Below are 19373 nucleotides of genomic sequence, written 5' to 3' on the forward strand. Positions count from 1 at the left end.
GCCCCCCGCGGGCCCCGGCACAGCATCATGTCCCGCACCGGGGCGATGCTCATCATGGGCGTCTTCACCCTTTACTTCCTCACCCCCATCTGGTGGCTGCTGGTCTCCTCGACCAAGACCGGCGGCCAGATCACCGGCACGGCGCCGCTGTGGTTCACCATGGAGTCGATCCCGACGTTCTTCAGCAACATCGGCCGGCTCTTCACCTACAGCGACGGCGTGTTCGGGCGCTGGCTGCTCAACAGCGCGATCTACGCGGGCCTGGGCGCACTCCTTGGGACCATCATCGCCGCCATGTGCGGCTACGCCCTGGCCAAGTACGAGTTCAAGGGCCGCGAGGCCATCTTCAACATCGTGCTCAGCGGCGTGCTGGTGCCGGCGACGGCCCTGGCCCTGCCGCTGTTCCTGATCTTCAGCGAGGTCAAGCTCACCAACACCCTGTGGGCCGTGTTCCTCCCGAGCCTGGTCAGCCCGTTCGGCGTGTACCTCGCCCGCATCTACGCGGCGGCCAGCGTCCCCGGCGAGCTGCTTGAGGCCGCCCGGCTGGACGGCTCCGGGGAGATCCGGACGTTCTTCACCGTGTCCACCCGCCTGATGGCGCCGGCCCTGGTGACGATCTTCCTGTTCCAGTTCGTCGCGATCTGGAACAACTTCTTCCTGCCCCTGATCATGCTCCGCGACCAGACCCTGTTCCCAGTGACCCTGGGCCTGTACGCGTGGAACAGCCAGATCAGCCAGATTCCCGAACTGAGGGTCCTCGTGATCGTCGGAGCCCTCGTCTCGATCCTCCCGCTCATTGCAGCATTCCTTGCGCTTCAGCGCTTCTGGAGCAGCGGGCTGGGTGCCGGAAGCGTCAAGTAGCTTCCAACACCAACACCTCCACCAACCTGCCCCGCGGCAACCGCCGCGGAGCACCCCCACCGATAGGAAAAGAAAATGCGCGCGCATTACGGAAAAGCCACCGCAGCCTTTGCCATGGTCTCAGCGCTCACCCTCGCCGGCTGCGCAGGCGGCGGCGGCGGCGACTCCACGGCCGGCGGCGAAGGCGGCAGCTCGTGCGAGCCGTCGTCCGGTCCCGTCGACCTGACCTTCACCACCTGGGTTCCGGGCATGGACAAGGTTGTCGACCTGTGGAACGAGGAAAACCCCGACATCCAGGTCAAGGTGCAGACCGGGCCGAACGGCAACTCGGGCACCTACCAGAACTTCTTCAACCAGCTGCAGGCCGGCAACGCCCCGGACCTCGGCCAGATCGAATACGACGCCCTGCCGAACTTCCGCGTCCAGGACGGCCTCGAGAACATCGCGTCCTGCGAGAACGTCTCCGACGCCGAGGACCAGTTCGTTGACTGGACCTGGGGCCAGGTGACCTTCGGTGAGGACGACGCCGTCTACGCGGTCCCCCAGGACAGCGGCCCGATGGCCATGTTCTACCGCAAGGACCTCTTCGAGCAGGCCGGCATCGAGGTTCCGACCACGTGGGAGGAATACGCCGCCGCAGCGGAGGAGATCAAGGCCCAGGGCTCCTACATCACCAACTTCCCCCGCGGTGATGTGAACTGGTTCGCCGGCAATGTATGGCAGGCCGGCGGTCAGTGGTTCTCCAACGACGACGAGGGCTGGGATGTGAACCTCACGGGTGAGGAATCCGAGCAGGTCGCCAACTACTGGCAGGGCCTGCTCGAGAAGGACCAGGTTTCGACCCTGCCCTCCTTCTCGGACGAGTGGAACGCTTCCTTCAACGAGGGCGACCAGTGGACCTGGATCTCCGCGGTGTGGGGTGCCTCGACGCTGGCCACCGGCGCCCCCGACACCTCGGGCAAGTGGGCCGTGGCGCCCATGCCGCAGTGGGAAGACGGCGGAACGGCCGCAGGCAACTGGGGCGGTTCCTCCACCGCGGTCCTGAAGGGCTCGGAGCACCCGTACGAGGCGGCGCAGTTCGCGCTGTGGCTCAACACCGACCCCGAAGCCCTGGCCCTGGCGAACGAACTCGGCGGGCTCTACCCCGCCGCGAAGTCGGCCACGGACCTCGAGGCCTTCAGCGGTGGCGTTGAGTACTTCGGCGGACAGAAGATCTACGACGTGTTCGCAGAAGCCTCCTCGAACGTTGACCCCAACTTCACCTGGGGCCCGACGATGACCCAGACCTACACCGACGTCTCGGACGGGTTCGGCAAGGCCATCGGCGGCGACGGCACCCTCATGGATGCCCTCACCTCCGGCGAGGAAGCGACCGTCGAGTCCCTGAAGTCGCAGTCGATCCCGGTCAAGGAGTAGCAACCGGCCGCCCCGCGGCCAGCTCGACAGGCGGCCCCGCCCCGGGCCTCCCGCCTACCCGATCACCACCTCCGCCGCACCGGCGGGGGTGGTGATCTGTTTTGCCGGCAGGTCCGTGCCGAAACCTTCTCCCGCGGCCCTGCCCTATCGGGAGCACCTCCCCTAAACTGACATCTGTGGTGACGCGCCGCGATTTTCTTCTGGGGGCCGGCCAGTGTGCGCTGCTGTCAGCGGTTTTTGGATGCGGACCTCCGGGAGGAAGCGTGCAGAATCAGGAAAACCCGGCGCTGCTTTCGGCGCGGCCCAACCCGGATGCGCAGCACGACCGGACCATGAAGGGGGTCCACCCCCTGGGGCTTGAGCCGCGGCGTGATCCCCTCGTGTACGTGCCCGAAGGCCTGCAGGCCGACCGGCCCGCTCCGCTGCTTGTCGCCCTGCACGGCGCGGGGGGCGACGCCGCCGGCGGGCTCGCGCTGCTGCGCCGCATCGCGGACCAGTACAACATCGTGGTCCTCTCCCCCGCCTCCCGGGGCTCCACCTGGGATGCCATCCGGGAGACCTACGGGCCCGACGTCGATGTGATCAACCGGTCCCTTCAAGAGGTCTTCGACCTGGTCGCGATCGACCCGTCGATGGTGGGGATCGGCGGCTTTTCCGACGGCGCCTCCTACGCCCTGGGACTGGGCCTGGCCAACGGCGACCTGTTCCGGCGCATCGTGGCCTTCTCCCCCGGTTTCATCCCGCCGGCCCCGCGCAGCGGCGAACCGGCGATGTTCATTTCGCACGGCACGGGCGATACGGTGCTGCCGATCTCCTCGACGAGCCGCCGGGTCGTCCCCGCGCTCGAGCGGGAGGGATACGAGGTGGTGTACCGCGAGTTCGACGGACCCCACACCGTCCCGGCCAACATCGCCGAGGAAGCCGCCTCCTGGCTGAACTGGCACCAGCGCGTCTAGTGGGATCAGGGACGTCATCATGTTCTACTGCGGCAGGGAGGGGGAAGGCGATGGGCGGGGATCAGCGGCTCGAAGCTGTCGTTTCCGGTGAGGTGCAGGCGGTGGGCTTCCGCTACTGGACACGGCTCCAGGCGGAGCAGCTCGGCCTCGTCGGCACTGCGGTGAACCGCGACGACGGCTCCGTTGACATTGTCGCCGAAGGACCGGAACCGGCGCTCCAGGAACTGCTGCGCCGGCTGCGCTCCGGGAGCACCCCGGGCCGGGTGGCCGGCGTCGACGCGGTGGTCACCGCCCCCTCCGGCGGACTGACCGGGTTCCGCGGCTCCTGAGCCGGCGCCGGAAGGCGCTCACGGCCGCGCGGTGTCCTCCTCCACGAGAACGGCATTGAGCGCGACGGCCGTGCGGTAGGCGTCCCCGGCGGCGGACATCAGCTGGGCAGCGGGATCGGTGACATTACCCACCGCCCACACCCCCGGCACACTGGTGCGGCCCACCTCGTCGACGGCCACGCAGCCGTCACCGCGCAGCGTCCAGCCGAAGGCGTCGGTCAGCGCGGAGTCCACCCGCGCCTCCGGTTCGCAGAAGAGTCCCTCGCACTCGACTGCGGCCCCGGAGTCCAACTCCACCGAGACCAGTCCCTGCGTCCCGCCGGCCAGTGCCTTCACCTTCCCTTCGACGACCGGGACCCCGCGCTCCTTGAGCTGCAGCCGGTCCTCCTCGGTGAGCCCCTCGAGGGTGTGCGTGAAAAACGCTACGTGCGGCGACCACTGGCGCAGCAGGAGTGCCTGGTGCACCGAGGATCCGGTGGTCCCAAGGACGCCCAGCCGGCGGTCGCGGACCTCCCAGCCGTGGCAGTAGGGGCACTGAAACAACCCCCTGCCCCAGGCCTTCTCGGCGCCCTCGAGGTCGGGCAGGACATCCTGCAGTCCGGTGGCCGCGATCACGTGGCGGGCCTCCAGCGTCCGCCCGCACTCAAGCTCGACCAGCCAGCCGGTGTCCGTGCTCACCGCGGCCACTCCCGCGCCGTCAACCAGCTCCACGCCGTAGACGGCTGCCTCACGGCGGGCCATCGCCACGAGTTCGAGCGGCGGGGCACCGTCCCGGGTGAGGAACCCATGGGCGGCTTCGGCCGCGGCGTTGCGGGGACCGCGGGCGTTCACGACGGCGACACCGCGCCGCGCCCGGCCCAGGACAAGCGCGGCGCTCAACCCGGAGAGCCCGCCGCCGAGAATGACGACATCGTGCGAGGAGGTTGTAGGCATCCTCCATCTCTACCGGAGGGCCGGACAAAAGGCAGCGGGCTTATGCTCCTCCCGGCCCCCCGGAAATTCCGCTTGACTCACCCAGGGCAGCGGGCCGGTGCAGCGCCCGCACCAGGGAGAGGAAACGCGGGTTCCCGGCCAGTTCATCGAGCAGCACGGCCCGCCCCCCGGCGTCGGCCAGCGGGATGCGCCAGTTCGGGTATTCGTTGTTGGTTCCCGGCTGGTTCTGCGTGCGGCGTTCCCCGACAGCATCGGCGAGCGCCACGCCGAGCAGTGCCGACGGTGACTGCGCGATGAACGCGTGGAGCGCTTCGACGGTCTCCTGGACCGATGCCTCCCCGCGGGGCAGCAGTCCCCGCTCGCGGAGCAGCGCCAGGAAGCTCTCCTGGATGGCCGAATCCGCTGCGCGCTCCTCCTCGACGGGGCGGCTGAGCAGCCCGAGCGACTCGCGCAGCACGACGTGCTCGCCGACCAGGTAACCGGCCGACGGCGGGAGGTCATGGGTGGTCACGGTGGTGAGGCAGGCCCGGCGGTACTCCTCGGGGGGCCGCGGCCCGCTGATGGTCTGCTCGAACCACATAATGGAGGTGCCGAAAATGCCGCGCTCGGCGAGGTACTCCTGGACGCCGGGCTCGAACACCCCGAGGTCCTCGCCGACAACGAGCGCCCCCGCCCGCTCCGCCTCCAGGGCGAGGATCCCGATCAGGGCCTCATGGTCGTAGTACACGTAGGCTCCGCCGCCGGGTGCGGCGCCGGCCGGGATCCACCACAGGCGGAACAGGCCGAGGATGTGGTCAACCCGGATCCCGCCGGCATGCCGGAGGATATTGCGCAGCATGTCGCGGAACGCGGCATACCCGGATTCGGCCAGCCGCTCGGGGTGCCACGGCGGCTGGCTCCAGTCCTGCCCGTGCTGGTTGAACATGTCCGGCGGGGCCCCGACGCTGATCCCCTGGGCCAGCACGTCCCGCAGCGCCCACGCATCGGCGCCGCTGGGGTGCACCCCGACGGCGAGGTCGTGAACAATGCCAATCCCCATCCCCGCATCGGTGGCCTCCAGCTGGGCCTCCTGCAGTTGCTCATCGCACAGCCACTGGAGCCATTCGTGGAACTCCACTCGTGCCGCCAGCCGCTCCCGGGCCCGGCGGGCCGCCGGGGAACCCGGCCGGCCCGCGTCGTCCCACTCGGGCGCCCCGGGTTCCAGGGTCTCGGCCAGGGCGGACCAGAGCGCGAAGTCCTCGAGCCCCTGGCCCTGCGCGGCGCAGTAGTCTTCGAAGTCGGACTGCCGCTGGGCGGGCCGTTCCACCGCGAAGATCAGCTCGAGCGCGGTGAGCTTCGCCTCGAAGGACGCATCGCGGTCAAGCAGGTCGGTGGTGGTGTTCGCGTCGCGGAATCCGGCCGCGAGCCCGTCCACGATCCCGCGCGATTCCGCATCCAGCCGTGCGTACTCGGGGATGGCCTCGATGCGCAGGTACATCGGATGGAAGAACCGCCGGGTGGTCGGCAGGTAGGGCGAGGGTTCGACCGGCGGTGCGGGCTCGGCGGCGTGCAGCGGATTCACCAACACGAAGCCGGCGCCCTGTTCGGCAGCCACCCCGGCGAGCTGGCCCAGGTCCGCCAGGTCGCCGATCCCCCAGGAGGTCGAGGACCGAACGGAATACAGCTGCGCCATCAGGCCCCAGGTCCGTGAGTCAAGGAGCGCGGCGGTTCTCGACAGCCGGTCGGGGGTGACCACCAGCGTGCAGGTTCCGGTGCGTTCGCCGGCCCGGGCGTGGAGGGTGTGCCAGCCGAGCGGCAGCGAGTGCGGGAGGGCGGCGTTGACCCGCTCCAGGGGAACGCCGTCGAGGGTGCGGAAGGCTGCCGGGCCCCCGTCCACACTGGCGCTGTAGCGGAGCCCGTCCTCGGCGTCGACCCACACCTCGACGTCGGCACCGGCCGGGACGGTGAGGGGAACAGGCTCGACCGAGCCGGCACGGACGACGACGACCGGCGGCAGGAGCCTGCGCCAGGGCGCATCCTCGGCCTCGGCGAGCGAGGCGTCGACGGCCTCGGGGGTGTCGGCGGCAACGCCGAGCGCGGCAAGGACCGCCACGAGGGTTTCGGGCCGGACCTGCTGAAGCGACCCGTCCCAGCCCTGGAACGTGGCTCCCACCCGGTGCGCTTCGGCCAGCCGCTGGAGTGGGGTGGGTGAAGGCAGGGGGACCGTTTCGGATGGACTCATTGTCCCAATGTAGGCGGGCGGACCCGGACTGCTCCAGCCGACACAGGAGTTTCATCAGCCGACTTACCATTTTCGAATACACTTCCCTAGTGACACTTTCTGAGCTACGCAGCGACACCCGACTCAAGCGCGCCGTGACCGGGCGGCTCCTCTTCTTCTTCATCCTGGGCGACATCCTCGGCGCCGGCGTGTACGCGCTCGTGGGAGTGATTTCCAAGGAGGTGGGTGGGGCCCTGTGGGTGCCGCTGATGGCCGCACTGGGCCTTGCGCTGCTCACGGCAGGCTCCTATGCGGAGCTTGTGACCAAGTACCCCCGTGCCGGCGGAGCGGCCGTGTTCGCCGAGCGGGCTTTCCGCCGGCCGCTCATCTCCTACCTGGTCGGATTCTGCATGCTTGCGGCGGGGGTGACCAGCGCGGCCGGTCTTGCCCTGGCGTTCACGGGGGACTACCTCGCCGCCTTCGTGGATGTCCCGGCGGCGCCGGCCGCCCTCGTGTTCCTCGCACTTCTGGGGTTGCTGAACGCCCGCGGGATCCGGGAGTCGGTGAGGAGCAACCTCGTCATGACCGTGATTGAGGTGTCCGGACTCCTCCTGGTGATCGGCCTGGTGGCGTTCTACGTCCTGGCCGGCGGCGGCGACGTCTCCCGCGTGAACGAGTTCACCCCGGGCGTGAATCCGGCAGCAGCGGTGCTCGGGGCCTCGCTCATTGCGTACTACTCGTTCGTCGGGTTCGAGGTGTCGGCCAACGTTGCCGAGGAGGTGCGCGGGATCAGCCGAGTGTATCCCCGGGCACTCTTTGGCGCCCTGCTCACCGCCGGCGTCGTTTACCTCCTGATCGGCCTTGCGGCCTCCGCCGCCCTGCCGGCGAAGGACCTCGCAGGGTCCTCCTCTCCCCTGCTCGACGTCGTCGCCGCCACCGGTGCCGGCATCCCGCCATGGCTCTTCGGCCTCGTCGCGCTCGTCGCGGTCACCAACGGCGCGCTGCTCGCGCTCGTCATGGCCAGCCGCCTCACCTATGGAATGGCCGGACAGGGCCTGCTTCCTTCCGCGCTGGGACGGGTCCTGCCGAACCGGCGGACCCCTTGGGTCGCGATCCTGGTCACCACGGGCGCGGCCATGGCGCTTACGCTCACGGGAGATCTCGCCTCGCTTGCCGAGACGGTGGTGCTGCTGCTCCTGTTCGTCTTTCTCTCCACCAATATCGCCGTCCTGGTGCTCAAACGCGACCGGGTGGAGCACGGCCATTTCAGCATCCCGGCCGTCGTCCCCTACCTCGCCATCGGCTCCTGCCTCCTGCTGCTGAGCCAGCAGGACGGCGCGATCTGGCTGCGCGCAGCCATTCTGCTGGCGGTCGGGCTGGCGCTCTACGCCGCCGGGCGCTTCGTCCGGAACCGCCGCAGCCTCCCCGCCTGACCGATCGGGCAGCTGCGGCTGGAACGGGCACGAACCATGTCCCTACCCGGCGGTAACTTATCGGCCAGGGTCCTTGCTAAGTTACTGCCCAGTAGTTTACAAATGTAACTTGAATCACATCGGTTCACCGTGTACGTCACCGACCCACCTGGTTCGGGACGTGCATGGACTGCTCAATGACGAGCGCACCCGGCACACGATCCATCCGTCCGCGCCTCGTCATCGGCCTCCCCGATTCGAGAACGGACTTGTCGCACATGCTCAGATCCATCGCGCCCACCTCCCACCACCGCCTGCACGCGGTGGTGACGGTCTTCCTTTCCCTGCTCCTCGTGGCACTCCTCGCCTTCTTCGCCCTCTTCACCGGCAAGGTGGCGAACGGAGCCGGCCAGCTTTCCGAGGGGGCGGGGCGGGCCAACGACGGCTCGGCCGCACTCAGTGCCGGGGCGGCATCGGCGCGTGACGGATCGAAGAAACTGGCGGAGGGAACGGCATCCCTCGACAAGGGAACCGGCGAGCTCTCCAGCGGGCTGAAGAAGGCCGGAACCGGTGCCGCGTCCCTGTCGACCGGCGCCGCCGACCTCAACGAGGGCGCGGGCTCACTGAGCTCAGGCGCTGGCGCTGCGGCAACCGGAGCGGCCGAGCTGCAGGCCGGCACGGCCCGGCTGGCCGTCGGCGCGCAGAAGCTTGCCGACGGCACCGCCCAGGCGCAGGCCGGAGCGCAGCGGGCAGCCGACGGCGCCTCGCGGCTCGCCGCGGGGGCCGACCAGCTGGCGGCGGGCACCCGGAGCGCCCTCGACGGCTCCGCGGCCCTCGGCGCGGGGGTCTCCGACATTATGGCCGAGACCGAGCTATCCATCCCCGACTCCGCCCTGCTGGCCGAGGGTGCGGCCAAGACGGCGGCCGGAGCCGCGGCCCTGCGTGACGGCGCCGTCGAGCTCGACGCGGGGGTGGACCGGCTCAACGCCGGCACGGTTCAGGCCCGGGACGGATCGGCCCAGCTGGCCGCGGGCACCCATGACCTGGTGGCCTTCGCCGAGGCCAACCCACTCGTCCCCGTCGGTGCCCTGCTTGAGAAGCTGAAGGCACTCGATGCCGGCGCAGGCGGCCTCAACGCGGGCCTGGTCGAGCTCAGCGCCGGAAGCGGCAGCCTCGCCCTGGCCACCGAGCACAAGGTGGTCCCGGGCACCCAGGCCCTGGCCAACGGCACGGTCCTGGTTCACGAGGGCACCCTGAAGTCGCAGGCGAAGCTGAACCGCCTCTACACCGAGGGACTGACGCCGCTCAAGGCCGGAACGGACAAGCTCACGGCCGGCATGCAGCTGCTCGACGCCGGTTTCCAGGGATCGCCGGGCCAGCCCGGACTGCTTGGTGGAGCGGGCCAGCTCGCTGCGGGCACCACCGCACTCAACGGCGGCCTGATGCAGCTGAACGCCGGCTACCAGGGAACCGCCGTCGAACCCGGACTCCTCGCCGGGGCCGGCCGGCTCAACGAGGGTGCGGCCGCACTGAGCGGCGGCAACGCCCGCCTCGCCGAAGGCGCGCTGCGGCTCTCCGAGGGCTCGACCCGGCTTGCCTCGGGCACCAACAACCTCAAGGACGGCATGGGGAAGCTCACCGAGGGAGCCGCGCGCCTCGACACCGGCGCCGGCGACCTCAATGCGGGTGCGGCCCAACTGGCCGACGGCAACGCCAAACTCGCCGACGGCGCCGCCCAGCTCGCCGAGGGCAACGGGAAGCTCGCCGAGGGGACCGAGAGGATGTCCGCCTCCACCTCGGCGATGACTCCGGCGTCCGTCGCCACCTCCCCCGGGATCGTTGCCGTCGCGCTGCCGCTGCTGATCCTGGGCGCGCTGGTGGCCATGATGCTGGCCTCCCGCCCGCGCCGCCACTAGGCCGGCGGGGACAGCTTCCAACGCCCGGCGGGGAGGGGACGGCAAGCGCCCCCTCCCTGCCGATCGGCGTCCGGTGCCAACAGCTCCGAATGTCCGAAGTTCAGGCAGTCCGCACGTCGGGCAATCCAAGCCCGTGCCGGTCCGGTGCCGCCGCCGACAGGGCGGCGGCACCCCCGGCTCCGGGGCGGAAATCCCTTCCTCAGGCCGCCCAGGAATGGGGCGCCGGGCGCCGGCTCCCCGGCAGGGCGTTGTTCACCCTCCACTGGTGGATCCAGTCCGGGAGCACCAGGTCGGCCGGCGGGCGCCCGAACTCCTTGAGGATCTCCTCGTTCTCGACCGGCCCTCCGGCGGATACCAGCCGGGTTGCGATGAAGGCCCGGGCATAGATTTCGCCGTCCGCCACCATGCGCTGCTCGAAGTAGACGGCCCGGTCGTCAAGGCCGATGATCCTCGTCTCGATCGAGTACCGCTGTCCCAGCCGGAGCGACTTGCGGAAGCTGATGGTCTCCCCTGCCGCCACCGGACTCCAGCCCCTGTGCCGCATCCTTGACCAGACCCCGCTGCGGACCATGAGGTCGAAACGGCCGAGGTCCATGAGGGAGAAGTACATGCCGTTGTTGACATGCATGGCGATGTCGATGTCCGTGGGCAGGACACGCAGCGGAAGGGAGGACTCTCCCCAGACATCCAGGGCGGGCCGGCGGCGCGAGGTCAGGAGCAGGAGGAGGGTGCGCAGGAGTAGGTGCATCGGCTCATATTACTAGCCGGTAACATCGGGTGCCACTGCATGCGAGGGAGGATGAATGACACCGTCCCACATGCCGCCCTTCCAGCTTGGAGCGGCGATGACCGGCGGCGCGGTGGGACGGGTGGGGACCTAGCCGACCTCAGGGCCACAGCCGGTCGGTCCGCCAGGAATCCCCCGTGCGGGTGTAGCGAAGCCGGATGTGACGCCTCTCCGGGTCCGCCTGCCAGAACTCCACGGCTGCCGGTTCCACGGTGAACACCGCCCAGGTTTCCGATCCCAGCCCGGGCCGGGCCTCGAGCTGCTCCAGGTGCCTCCCGACGGCGGCCTCGACCTCACCGGGGGTCCCGAGCACCTGGCTCTGGCGTCCGGCAAGCACCAGCGCCCGTGCCGAGGGGTGCCGGCGCTGGAAGTCCTTATCGTTTTCCTCAGGGCCGGCGATGCGGACAGCCCCGCGCACCCGGACCTGCCGCCCCAGTTCGGGCCAGAAGAAGGTCAGCGCCGCGGACGGATTGGCGGCAAGCTGGCGGCCCTTGGGGCTGTCGGTGCTTGAGGCGACCGACCACCCCGACGCGTCCACGTCCTTGAGGATCACGATCCGCGCGTCCGGGAGCCCGTCCTCGCCGACGGTCGCAAGGTTGACGGCGTGCGGGGCAAGAATGCCCGACCGCAGGGCGGCCTCGAGCCACTCAAGGAAGAGCGGCAAGGGCGACGCCGGTGCCGACGCGGGCTCGAAGGACGGCATGTCCTGAGGGAAGACAGGGGCGGTGCGCAGGAGGTCGACAGCGGGGCTCGAGTCGGTCATGCGGCCAGCCTAGCGGCTCAGGCGGCACCCGCGGCAGGAGTTCATCGTGCGGACACCAGCGTGCCAATCCTTCCGTACCGTCGCTAGAGTCGAACCATGGCCCCGGAGGAGAACCAGTACGTCGGCGCGAGGGACGTGACCCGCTGGGGCACTCCGGCGGGCCGGTGGCTCGTGCGGATGATCTCACCGCTGGCGCGCTGGGTCGGACCGCACTGGGCCCTGTTGCTGATTCTGCTCATCGGCGGGGGCCTGGCCGCCGCCCTGACGGCGGCCTCCTCCGAGGTGTACGAGTCTGTTGTGGACTCCGATGGTGTGGCGGCCCTCGATCAGCCGGCCCTTGACCTCGCGCTGTCGCTGCGCGAACCCTGGCTCGATGGGCTCATCACCGGCTATACGCACATCGGCGGCCCGGTCGGCATGCCGGTCCTCACGGTGGCGGTTATGACGCTGCTGGCGCTGCGCCGCCGGTCCTGGACCCCGGTCATCATCATCGCCGCAGCGGCCTTCGGGTCGCTGTTGATGACCATCGCCGGCAAGGAGGCCGTGGGCCGGCTCCGGCCACCCCTGGACGCGGCGGTCCCACCCTTCGAAAGCTCCCCGTCCTTCCCCAGCGGACACTCCCTCAATGCCATCGTCATTGCCGGGGTGGTGGCCTACCTCCTCGTCCTGCGCCGCTCGCGGCGACGGCGGGCCCCCGTTCTGACCGTCGCTGCGGCAATCCTCTTCGCCGTCACCATGGGTCTGAGCCGGGTCTACCTTGGCCATCACTGGCTCACCGACGTCGTCGTTGCCTGGACCCTCGGCCTGGCCTGGCTTGCAGTGGTGATCACCATGCACCGGCTGCTGCTGACGGTGCGCCGCCGGCGGGCGCCGGCCGCGCCGTGACCGGCTCGGCCGGCTCCCTCTTTCCACGGGAGCGCACGGAAATTGCGCCCGGGGCGGTGCACGTCCCGGACTGGCTCACGCTCACGCAGCAGCAGGAACTCGTGGCAGCCTGCCGCGGCTGGGCGGCGGGTCCGGTCCCCATGCGCGCGGCACGGATGCCCACCGGCGGCGCAATGTCGGTGCGGACCGTGTGCCTGGGCTGGCACTGGCAGCCCTACCGGTACAGCCGGACAGCCGACGACGCCGGGGGCGGCCGGGTCGCCCCGTTCCCCGATGCCCTCGGCGCGCTGGGGCGGGCGGCGGTGGACGCCGCCTACGGCCCGGGCAGCGGGGACGCCTACTCCCCTGACGCCGCACTCGTTAACTTCTACGACGCCGCGGCGAAGATGGGAATGCACCAGGACAGGGATGAGCGCTCCGACGCTCCCGTGGTGTCCCTCAGCCTGGGCGACGAATGCGTCTTCCGTTTCGGCAACAGCGAGAACCGGAACCGGCCCTGGCAGGACCTGGTGCTCGCGTCGGGCGACCTGTTCGTCTTCGGCGGACCGTCACGGTTCGCCTACCACGGGGTGATGGGGACACGGGCCGGCACCGCCGATCCGCGCCTCGGCCTCACCGGTCGGCTGAATATCACGCTGCGCGCCACGGGGCTCCAGCGCCGCTGACGGCTCGGAGAAGAATCCTGCGCGGTCGCTGAGTTCCTGCCCAGTCGCTGAGCGGGCGCCGAGGAGTTACCGCCGGCCTTCCTGCGCCGCTGACTTGGCGGCAGAGATGACCTTGAAACGGCGGCGCTGCCGCGGTGGAAGCAGTGCGAGGTAGTGGGGGTTCGCCCGAAGGAATTCCTGGGCCTCGGGGCAGTACGGTGTGATGGCCAGACGGCGCCGGTGGGCGTTGAGCAGGACCGACTGCATGAGGAAGGGCTCAAGGCCCAGCTTGCGGAAACGCGGGTCGACCACCGCGTGCAGCAGCAGGACGTCGCCGCCCCTCATCTCATACTGGACGTAGCCGGCCATCACCCCGTTGCGGTAGAGCTCGAACCGGGAAAACAGCACATTGTCCCGGAAGACCTCCCGCATGCCTGCGGGCTCGGCCTGCGCCTCAACGGCGGATTCCCTCCGCTGCAGTTCCTCGACGAGCTCCTCGTACCGGTCCCGCGTCTCCATCGTGGGGTAATCGCACTCCAGGAGCTGGTAGATCCGGTTGCACAGCGCACGAAGCTGCCGCGTGGGGACTTCGGCAAGGTTGGCGGGGTACTCCGCATCGTCCACCTGGCGCGTGGCGCCGAGCGCGAGCCTGGAAATCCGCGGAAGCGACCCGGGGTCCGTGACAGCCGGACGGGTGCTGCCGGGGTGATCCAGTACTTGGGCGTTTTCATCCATGGTCTGCTCCACTGTGGCGGTTCCATGGCCTCCTGCTTGACCAGTCCGTGCAGTCTAGTGGAGAACCGGAAAAAGGGAAACCTCAGGGCACTGACGGTCATTTCACCGTTTCAGCGACCTTTACCGGGGGCACCGCCCGCCCCTCGGACCGACGTTGCGCAGGCTCCGATCCCCCGCGTAGTCTCTGGTGCCCAGCAGACGGCCCGGCACCAGCGAAGGCACTCTCATGCAGCCGAACACTCCCCCCGCCCTTCGACGGCGCATCCCCCGCACGGCCGACCTCGCCCCGCTCCTGCGGTTCCGCCGGCCGCAGTTCGGCACGGCCTCCCGGCTCCGCCGCGCCAACACCATCGAGGACCTGCGCGCACTCGCCAAGCGCCGCACCCCGACCGCACCGTTCGACTACACGGACGGAGCGGCGGAGGCGGAAATCTCCCTGGCCCGGGCCCGCGACACATTCCTTAACCTTGAGTTCCGGCCCTCCATCCTGCGCAATGTCGGAACGGTCAGCACGGCCACCCGGATCCTGGGCGGCACAGCCGCCCTGCCCTTCGGCATCGCGCCGACCGGTTTCACGCGCATGATGCAGTCCGAAGGCGAGTACGCCGGCTCCCGGGCCGCCGAAGCCGCGGGCATCCCCTACACGCTTTCCACCATGGGCACCGCTTCGATCGAGGACGTCGCAGCGGCCGCCCCCGCGGGGCGCAACTGGTTCCAGCTCTACCTGTGGACCGACCGGGACCGCTCCCTGGAACTGATCGACCGGGCGGCGGCCGCCGGCAATGACACTCTGATGGTCACTGTCGATACCGCCGTCGCGGGAGCACGCCTGCGCGATGTCAGGAACGGACTGACCATCCCGCCGGCACTGACTCTTCGAACCGTCGCCGACGCCTCCTACCGGCCGGGCTGGTGGTTCAACTTCCTCACCCACGAGCCGTTGTCCTTTGCCTCGCTGTCCCACTACCCGGGAACCGTCGCTGAGCTGATCAATTCGATGTTCGACCCGACCCTGACCTACGAAGACCTCGATTGGCTGCGCGGGGTATGGAAGGGAAACCTCGTGGTGAAGGGCATCCAGACTCTTGAGGACGCCCGCCGGGTGGTCGACCACGGTGCCGATGGCATCGTCCTGTCCAACCACGGCGGACGCCAGCTCGACCGGGCACCGGTCCCCCTCCAGCTGCTCCCGCAGGTGGCGGGCGAGCTGAAGGGCAGGACGGCCATCATTATTGACACCGGCATCATGAGCGGCGGCGACATCGTTGCCGCGCTTGCCCTCGGCGCAGACTTCACCCTGATTGGCAGGGCCTACCTCTACGGCCTGATGGCCGGGGGCCGCGCGGGAGTAGACCGGGCCATCGAGATCCTTGCCGCCCAGACCGTGCGCACGCTGCAGCTGCTCGGCGTGAACCGGGTTGAGGATCTTGGCCCCGAGCACGTGGTACTGCCGGCCGGAACCTCGCCCGGATGGGAAGGTCTCAATTCAATCTCGAACCTCCGAAACCGGGGAGGAGGCCGCTAGTATTCGGAGGGTGGCCCGTGGGGGTGCGGGCCACACCAAAAGTCTGGGGAGACACAATGCAGCGTGAACGGGTGCGGTATCCGTTGAGCTATCGGCGTGCCCGCACCGCACTCTTTGCGCTCGGGCTGTTCTGGCTGTGGCTGGGACTGGGCAGCGCGGACTTCATCGCAGGCCTTTCCGAATCCCCGGTCCATGCGTTCATCGCCATCTACGCCCTGGCGGTGGCCGCCCTGGTCTCGCTTCCGGCGGCGCTGCTGGCCGGCACGCGGATGCTGCTCACCCGGCCCCGGCGGGACGGCGAGGTTCTCCACCTTCCGGCGCGCGGCGAGGCCCCCGACACGGCCCCTGCCCACTGGTGGTACGGCTCCAGGGCCTCCTGACAGCAGGCCCCGCCCAAGACGTGGCCGCTAGCCTTCGCATTCGTTGCAGTAGGCCAGGCCGTTCTTCTCCAAGGCAATCTGGCTGCGGTGCCGGACCAGGAAGCAGGAGGCGCAGGTGAACTCGTCATCCTGCGGCGGAATCACCTGGATGAGGAGTTCCTCGCCGGAAAGATCCGCCCCCGGCAGATCGATTCCCTCCGCCGTGTCACCGTCCTCAATGTCAACGGAGGAGGACTGCGCGCTGCTTCCACGGTTCGCCTGAAGCGCTTCGAGGGACTCCGCTTCCTTGTCCTCGTCGTTATTGCGGGGTGCGTCGTAATCCGTTGCCATGGTGAAGCCGTTCTGATGGGGTGTCGAAGCTGGGAAGCCTGTTGCAGCAACCGAGTCTAACGGGAAATCGGGGCGGCTTTGACATGATGGGCGCTTTATGCCGGGAGCCTTGTCATATTCACGGAGAACAGGCCGCGCCAGTTCCGCGGGGCGCGCTGCCGGAGGGGCGGACAACGCCCTCCCGGGGGGCGAGCCGGGGACGGGCGCCCGCGGAATGGACGCCTCGGCCCCCTCACTACCAGATGGTCTAGCATTGCGCTATGGCACAGCAGCGTTCCAGACCTTCATCCGGCTACTGGTACGCCCCGGAGCCGGACCGGGAGCGGGGCTTGAATGTCCTCAACGCTCTCAGGGACTACCGCAGCGCGGAGACAGCGATGCGGCGGCGGACCCGGGAGTCCATGGGGATGAATGAAACCGACATGCTCGCCGTCCGGTTCCTCCTTCAGGCCGAGCAGGCCGGTGAGCGGATCGGCCCGAAGGACCTCGGAACAAAGCTTGGCATTTCCTCCGCCTCGACAACCACCCTCATCGACCGGCTCGTCGCCAGCGGGCACGCCCGCCGTGAGGACCACCCCACCGACCGCAGGGCCCTGGTGATCCGGCCGACGACGGGCTCCGACGCCGAAGTCCGAGCCACCCTGGGCGGAATGCACGCCCGCATGATGGCGGTGGCCGCCTCACTGAGTGACGGTGATGCCCGCGCGGTCATCGATTTCCTCACCAGGATGCGCGAGGTCCTCGATCAGGACGAGCACCAAATCCCTCCGGCCGGGACCAGTTCGGGCGCCGCGGAGGGCACCGGCCCCTCGGTCTGACCCGCCGCTGCACCGGAATCGGGCCCTGTCGCCGTCCGGCGCTGTGCCCGAAGCTAACAGCCGGCCGGGCCGGCGGAGCGCGTAGGCTTAATGAGGAGCCCGGCCGCTCCTCCCGGGGCGGGCGGCCGAATTCATCAGCAAGGGGGCATATGGAATCCGAGACGACCTACGACGTCGAACCGGGCGAAGGTTTCTACACCTGGCCCCGGCCGCTGCCGCCGTCGACGCTGCGGGTCCTCAAGAAGGGGTTGCTGCTGGTCGCCGCCCTGCTCACCGTCCATCAGTTCATCCCGGCAGGCAGCGCCGGCTCCCTGGTCAGCGAGGTCTTCACGATCGCACTCGTGATGTCCTGGCTGGCTCCACTGGGCCGGATGTACACCCGGCTGGCAGGTCGCCGCGGCGACCGTTCCGGTTAATCGGGAGAGTGCACCGCGTGCACTTGCCGGCATGGCCCGCGTCCCGGGACCGGCTCAGCCGGGATCGGCCACCACCAGCAAATCCCCCACCTGGCAGTCAAGGGCCTCGCACACCGCGGCCAGGGTCGAAAAACGGATTGCTCGAGCCCTGTCGTTCTTGAGGATCGAGAGGTTGACCAGGCTTACTCCGACCCGGCGGCTGAGCTCGGTCAGGGTCATCCCCCTGGCCTCGAGCAGTTCATCGAGGCGGCAATGGATGCGTTCCTCGGACTCGGCGGGCATCAGACCAGCCCGACGACGTCGTCCTGGAGCCGCCGGCCGCGGTGCACGATGGCCGCGAAGAGCGCCATCACCAGCCCGATGACCACCGGGGTGGGGCTGAACTCAAGGAAGAAGACGGTCCGGCTGTCCGCCCCGGGGAACAACCCCGAATACCCCACAAGCCGGTCCCTCCCGGCGGAGCCGAGCGCCTGGGCCAGCGTGCCGGCGACCGCCACGAGGATGCCCACCACGCCGATGGCCCCTTCTGCACCCCGCGTGAAGGTCCGTTCCGCCGCGATCCGCCGGCACAGGACCCACACCAGCACGCACACGGCCACCACGATCAGGGCCTGGAGCCCGGCCGAGACGGCGAGCAGCAGCCCCTCGGTGGCGGGCACCGACTCGAAGGCCACCTCGACACTGCTGTAGCGTGCCCCCCGCACTTCCTCAACGACGCCGTCGACGCTGGGGGCGGCAACATTCCGGAGGGGAAGGTCAAGGGTCACCGGCCCACGGAGGAGGGCGCGGATCTCCGAAACGGCGAGGGCCGTGGCCACCACCGCGACAACGGCCGCCACGACCATCAGGAACACTGCCTCGGCGCGGGACATGACCGGCGCAGAAGCCCGCTTCAGCCTGGATGGAGATCTTCCGCTTTTGGGTCCCATAGCGTCGTCCTTTATCGAGAATCGTTGTTAATGTTTTTCGATAACGTATCTCCACCCGCCGGGGTGGTCAAGAGCGGCGCTCCCGAACCGGCCCCGCTTCGGTCAGGGCTTGGCCAGGTACTCGTTGCGGACATCGATGAGCTTTTGAAGGTAGGCGGCAAGGAAGATCCGCTCGACCGCGCGCCCGAGGAGGCCGAGCGGCGCCGAGAACTCGATGCGGTCGATCATCACGGATCCGCCGTTTTCCCCGCGGAATTCGTGCTCGTGGCGGAAGCTGCGGAACGGTCCCCGGACCTGTTCGTCAACGAACCGGTGGGGCGGCTCCATCTCGGTGATGCGGCTGGTCATGGAAATGGGGAGGCCGAAGTGCCACGCCCGCCAGGTCACCTGCTCGCCAAGGGAGATCGTCCCGGAGGTCACCCCTGCCACCGCCCGCTCCCGGGAGTGCGCCATCGATTCCCGGTGGGCGTCGATGCTGCGGGACCGTTCAAACAGCTCCGGCACGGGCAGCGGGGAGCGGGTGGTGCGCTCGAAGTAGACGCTCATTCCCCGAGTATTGCATTCCATCCCGGCGCACCCTGGCGCACCCCGCGCCGGGATCCCCGACGGGTGACGACCGGTAGCGGCACGAGCAGCATCCCGGGTGCCACCACCCAGACGAAATGGCAAGGGCCCTCCAACAGCGAATACTTGGTGCGTTCCCTTGATCCTCCGGATAAGGTAAGGTCCGCAGGGCGGAGGCCCCTGCAGTCTGGGGAATATTCGGTGCGTAAGGCTGAGAGCTGGCTTAAATCGGCGGCGGGAGCGGTGGCGCTGAGCACGGTGATCCTCCTGGGATCACCTGGTGTGAGCGCGTACGCCGTCCAGGTGACTGCGGAAAAGGACGGACACGTCCCGCCCGGGCAGCAGAAGGGCCAGCAGGAGCCCCCGCCGGGTGAGCCGGAGCGGCCCACCGACCCAGGGCCGTCGGAGCCCAAGCCCCAACCGACCACGGCCCCTCCGCCCACCGTCCCGGTGGAACCGACGACTCCACCGCCGCCGGAAGTCCCCACGCCGGAGCCGACGCCCGAACCGACCCCCGAGCCGACGCCCGAACCGACGACGGAAGCGCCGCCCGCGCCCGCCCCGGTGGCCCCCC

21 protein-coding genes and 1 pseudogene are annotated in these 19373 nt (G+C 69.4%); 13 read left to right on the plus strand and 9 right to left on the minus strand.

Annotated features, from left to right (window positions below):
- Nucleotides 1–27: 27 nt before the first annotated feature.
- From QZX79_RS07535 to QZX79_RS07550, 4 genes are all read left to right on the plus strand, one after another.
- Entirely contained in the window at nucleotides 28–861 is an 834-nt protein-coding gene (locus QZX79_RS07535; RefSeq protein ID WP_120167494.1) for a carbohydrate ABC transporter permease, read from the plus strand.
- 75 nt (nucleotides 862–936) lie between these two features.
- The gene (locus QZX79_RS07540) at nucleotides 937–2277 is read left to right on the plus strand and encodes an ABC transporter substrate-binding protein (RefSeq protein ID WP_120167492.1); all 1341 of its coding nucleotides are present in this window, start codon (nucleotides 937–939) and stop codon (nucleotides 2275–2277) included.
- A gap of 263 nt (nucleotides 2278–2540) precedes the next feature.
- Nucleotides 2541–3233 (plus strand): alpha/beta hydrolase, encoded by a 693-nt coding sequence (locus QZX79_RS07545; RefSeq protein WP_294566931.1) that lies wholly within the window; start codon nucleotides 2541–2543, stop codon nucleotides 3231–3233.
- 50 nt (nucleotides 3234–3283) lie between these two features.
- Nucleotides 3284–3562, plus strand: coding sequence for an acylphosphatase (locus QZX79_RS07550; protein ID WP_120167488.1), 279 nt, complete (start codon nucleotides 3284–3286; stop codon nucleotides 3560–3562).
- A gap of 18 nt (nucleotides 3563–3580) precedes the next feature.
- On the opposite strand, the gene QZX79_RS07555 is transcribed toward QZX79_RS07550, so the two are convergent.
- Together QZX79_RS07555 and malQ are read right to left on the minus strand one after the other, a co-directional pair.
- Nucleotides 3581–4495 carry an NAD(P)/FAD-dependent oxidoreductase gene (locus QZX79_RS07555; protein ID WP_294566936.1) on the minus strand — a complete coding sequence of 305 codons (915 nt, stop codon included), beginning with the start codon at nucleotides 4493–4495 and terminating at the stop codon, nucleotides 3581–3583.
- Nucleotides 4496–4535: 40 nt separating this feature from the next.
- Complete coding sequence (malQ, locus tag QZX79_RS07560) at nucleotides 4536–6716, minus strand: 4-alpha-glucanotransferase (protein ID WP_294566996.1); 2181 nt, start codon at nucleotides 6714–6716, stop codon at nucleotides 4536–4538.
- Between the two features lie 89 nt (nucleotides 6717–6805).
- On the opposite strand from malQ, the gene QZX79_RS07565 reads away from it, so the two are divergent.
- Complete coding sequence (locus QZX79_RS07565; RefSeq protein ID WP_294566999.1) at nucleotides 6806–8128, plus strand: APC family permease; 1323 nt, start codon at nucleotides 6806–6808, stop codon at nucleotides 8126–8128.
- A gap of 257 nt (nucleotides 8129–8385) precedes the next feature.
- Nucleotides 8386–10023 (plus strand): hypothetical protein, encoded by a 1638-nt coding sequence (locus QZX79_RS07570; RefSeq protein WP_294567002.1) that lies wholly within the window; start codon nucleotides 8386–8388, stop codon nucleotides 10021–10023.
- Between the two features lie 199 nt (nucleotides 10024–10222).
- Here the strand turns inward: QZX79_RS07570 and QZX79_RS07575 are convergent, their stop codons facing one another.
- On the minus strand, nucleotides 10223–10771 hold the full coding sequence (locus tag QZX79_RS07575) for an acyl-CoA thioesterase (RefSeq protein WP_294567005.1): 549 nt from the start codon (nucleotides 10769–10771) through the stop codon (nucleotides 10223–10225).
- 139 nt (nucleotides 10772–10910) lie between these two features.
- The gene (locus QZX79_RS07580) at nucleotides 10911–11573 is read right to left on the minus strand and encodes a pyridoxal 5'-phosphate synthase (RefSeq protein WP_294567014.1); all 663 of its coding nucleotides are present in this window, start codon (nucleotides 11571–11573) and stop codon (nucleotides 10911–10913) included.
- Nucleotides 11574–11669: 96 nt separating this feature from the next.
- Here QZX79_RS07580 and QZX79_RS07585 point away from each other — a divergent pair, with 96 nt between their 5' ends.
- Nucleotides 11670–12458, plus strand: coding sequence for a phosphatase PAP2 family protein (locus tag QZX79_RS07585; RefSeq protein WP_294567020.1), 789 nt, complete (start codon nucleotides 11670–11672; stop codon nucleotides 12456–12458).
- Nucleotides 12455–13123: an alpha-ketoglutarate-dependent dioxygenase AlkB gene (locus QZX79_RS07590; protein WP_294567023.1), complete on the plus strand. Its 669-nt coding sequence runs from the start codon at nucleotides 12455–12457 to the stop codon at nucleotides 13121–13123. The genes QZX79_RS07585 and QZX79_RS07590 overlap by 4 nt, the downstream gene beginning before the upstream one ends.
- 66 nt (nucleotides 13124–13189) lie before the next feature.
- Here the strand turns inward: QZX79_RS07590 and QZX79_RS07595 are convergent, their stop codons facing one another.
- On the minus strand, nucleotides 13190–13837 hold the full coding sequence (locus tag QZX79_RS07595) for a GNAT family N-acetyltransferase (protein ID WP_294567029.1): 648 nt from the start codon (nucleotides 13835–13837) through the stop codon (nucleotides 13190–13192).
- A gap of 226 nt (nucleotides 13838–14063) precedes the next feature.
- Here QZX79_RS07595 and QZX79_RS07600 point away from each other — a divergent pair, with 226 nt between their 5' ends.
- Nucleotides 14064–15362, plus strand: a complete 1299-nt coding sequence (locus QZX79_RS07600; protein WP_294567032.1) for an alpha-hydroxy acid oxidase — start codon at nucleotides 14064–14066, stop codon at nucleotides 15360–15362.
- Nucleotides 15363–15418: 56 nt separating this feature from the next.
- A complete protein-coding gene (locus QZX79_RS07605; RefSeq protein WP_294567037.1) occupies nucleotides 15419–15742 on the plus strand; it encodes a hypothetical protein in 324 nt (107 codons plus the stop codon).
- Between the two features lie 27 nt (nucleotides 15743–15769).
- On the opposite strand, the gene QZX79_RS07610 is transcribed toward QZX79_RS07605, so the two are convergent.
- The gene (locus QZX79_RS07610) at nucleotides 15770–16072 is read right to left on the minus strand and encodes a DUF4193 domain-containing protein (protein ID WP_133403603.1); all 303 of its coding nucleotides are present in this window, start codon (nucleotides 16070–16072) and stop codon (nucleotides 15770–15772) included.
- A gap of 407 nt (nucleotides 16073–16479) precedes the next feature.
- On the opposite strand from QZX79_RS07610, the gene QZX79_RS07615 reads away from it, so the two are divergent.
- Together QZX79_RS07615 and QZX79_RS07620 are read left to right on the plus strand one after the other, a co-directional pair.
- The gene (locus QZX79_RS07615) at nucleotides 16480–16890 is read left to right on the plus strand and encodes a MarR family transcriptional regulator (protein WP_366484793.1); all 411 of its coding nucleotides are present in this window, start codon (nucleotides 16480–16482) and stop codon (nucleotides 16888–16890) included.
- A gap of 149 nt (nucleotides 16891–17039) precedes the next feature.
- A complete protein-coding gene (locus tag QZX79_RS07620; protein WP_294567054.1) occupies nucleotides 17040–17306 on the plus strand; it encodes a hypothetical protein in 267 nt (88 codons plus the stop codon).
- Nucleotides 17307–17360: 54 nt separating this feature from the next.
- On the opposite strand, the gene QZX79_RS07625 is transcribed toward QZX79_RS07620, so the two are convergent.
- The 3 genes from QZX79_RS07625 to QZX79_RS07635 all read right to left on the minus strand — a co-directional run bounded on the left by QZX79_RS07625 (nucleotide 17361) and on the right by QZX79_RS07635 (nucleotide 18781).
- Complete coding sequence (locus QZX79_RS07625) at nucleotides 17361–17588, minus strand: helix-turn-helix transcriptional regulator (protein WP_294567058.1); 228 nt, start codon at nucleotides 17586–17588, stop codon at nucleotides 17361–17363.
- Nucleotides 17588–18235 carry a hypothetical protein gene (locus QZX79_RS07630; RefSeq protein ID WP_294567060.1) on the minus strand — a complete coding sequence of 216 codons (648 nt, stop codon included), beginning with the start codon at nucleotides 18233–18235 and terminating at the stop codon, nucleotides 17588–17590. Before QZX79_RS07630 ends, QZX79_RS07625 begins: the two co-directional genes overlap by 1 nt.
- Before the next feature lie 102 nt (nucleotides 18236–18337).
- The gene (locus QZX79_RS07635) at nucleotides 18338–18781 is read right to left on the minus strand and encodes an SRPBCC family protein (protein WP_294567062.1); all 444 of its coding nucleotides are present in this window, start codon (nucleotides 18779–18781) and stop codon (nucleotides 18338–18340) included.
- A gap of 219 nt (nucleotides 18782–19000) precedes the next feature.
- Here QZX79_RS07635 and QZX79_RS07640 point away from each other — a divergent pair.
- Nucleotides 19001–19373, plus strand: a pseudogene (locus QZX79_RS07640) (Hsp70 family protein); the annotation flags it as partial.

Source organism: uncultured Arthrobacter sp. (assembly GCF_902805515.1).
GTDB lineage: Bacteria > Actinomycetota > Actinomycetes > Actinomycetales > Micrococcaceae > Arthrobacter_D.

What these genes read in the sequence shown, in the direction of transcription:
- QZX79_RS07535 (WP_120167494.1), top strand. Translation starts at nt 28, where the DNA reads ATGTCCCGCACCGGGGCGATGCTCATCATGGGCGTCTTCACCCTTTAC.
- QZX79_RS07540 (WP_120167492.1), top strand. Translation starts at nt 937, where the DNA reads ATGCGCGCGCATTACGGAAAAGCCACCGCAGCCTTTGCCATGGTCTCA.
- QZX79_RS07550 (WP_120167488.1), top strand. Translation starts at nt 3,284, where the DNA reads ATGGGCGGGGATCAGCGGCTCGAAGCTGTCGTTTCCGGTGAGGTGCAG.
- QZX79_RS07555 (WP_294566936.1), bottom strand. Translation starts at nt 4,495, where the DNA reads ATGCCTACAACCTCCTCGCACGATGTCGTCATTCTCGGCGGCGGGCTC.
- malQ (WP_294566996.1), bottom strand. Translation starts at nt 6,716, where the DNA reads ATGAGTCCATCCGAAACGGTCCCCCTGCCTTCACCCACCCCACTCCAG.
- QZX79_RS07570 (WP_294567002.1), top strand. Translation starts at nt 8,386, where the DNA reads ATGCTCAGATCCATCGCGCCCACCTCCCACCACCGCCTGCACGCGGTG.
- QZX79_RS07575 (WP_294567005.1), bottom strand. Translation starts at nt 10,771, where the DNA reads ATGCACCTACTCCTGCGCACCCTCCTCCTGCTCCTGACCTCGCGCCGC.
- QZX79_RS07580 (WP_294567014.1), bottom strand. Translation starts at nt 11,573, where the DNA reads ATGACCGACTCGAGCCCCGCTGTCGACCTCCTGCGCACCGCCCCTGTC.
- QZX79_RS07585 (WP_294567020.1), top strand. Translation starts at nt 11,670, where the DNA reads ATGGCCCCGGAGGAGAACCAGTACGTCGGCGCGAGGGACGTGACCCGC.
- QZX79_RS07595 (WP_294567029.1), bottom strand. Translation starts at nt 13,837, where the DNA reads ATGGATGAAAACGCCCAAGTACTGGATCACCCCGGCAGCACCCGTCCG.
- QZX79_RS07600 (WP_294567032.1), top strand. Translation starts at nt 14,064, where the DNA reads ATGCAGCCGAACACTCCCCCCGCCCTTCGACGGCGCATCCCCCGCACG.
- QZX79_RS07605 (WP_294567037.1), top strand. Translation starts at nt 15,419, where the DNA reads ATGCAGCGTGAACGGGTGCGGTATCCGTTGAGCTATCGGCGTGCCCGC.
- QZX79_RS07610 (WP_133403603.1), bottom strand. Translation starts at nt 16,072, where the DNA reads ATGGCAACGGATTACGACGCACCCCGCAATAACGACGAGGACAAGGAA.
- QZX79_RS07615 (WP_366484793.1), top strand. Translation starts at nt 16,480, where the DNA reads ATGAATGAAACCGACATGCTCGCCGTCCGGTTCCTCCTTCAGGCCGAG.
- QZX79_RS07620 (WP_294567054.1), top strand. Translation starts at nt 17,040, where the DNA reads ATGGAATCCGAGACGACCTACGACGTCGAACCGGGCGAAGGTTTCTAC.
- QZX79_RS07625 (WP_294567058.1), bottom strand. Translation starts at nt 17,588, where the DNA reads ATGCCCGCCGAGTCCGAGGAACGCATCCATTGCCGCCTCGATGAACTG.
- QZX79_RS07630 (WP_294567060.1), bottom strand. Translation starts at nt 18,235, where the DNA reads ATGGGACCCAAAAGCGGAAGATCTCCATCCAGGCTGAAGCGGGCTTCT.
- QZX79_RS07635 (WP_294567062.1), bottom strand. Translation starts at nt 18,781, where the DNA reads ATGAGCGTCTACTTCGAGCGCACCACCCGCTCCCCGCTGCCCGTGCCG.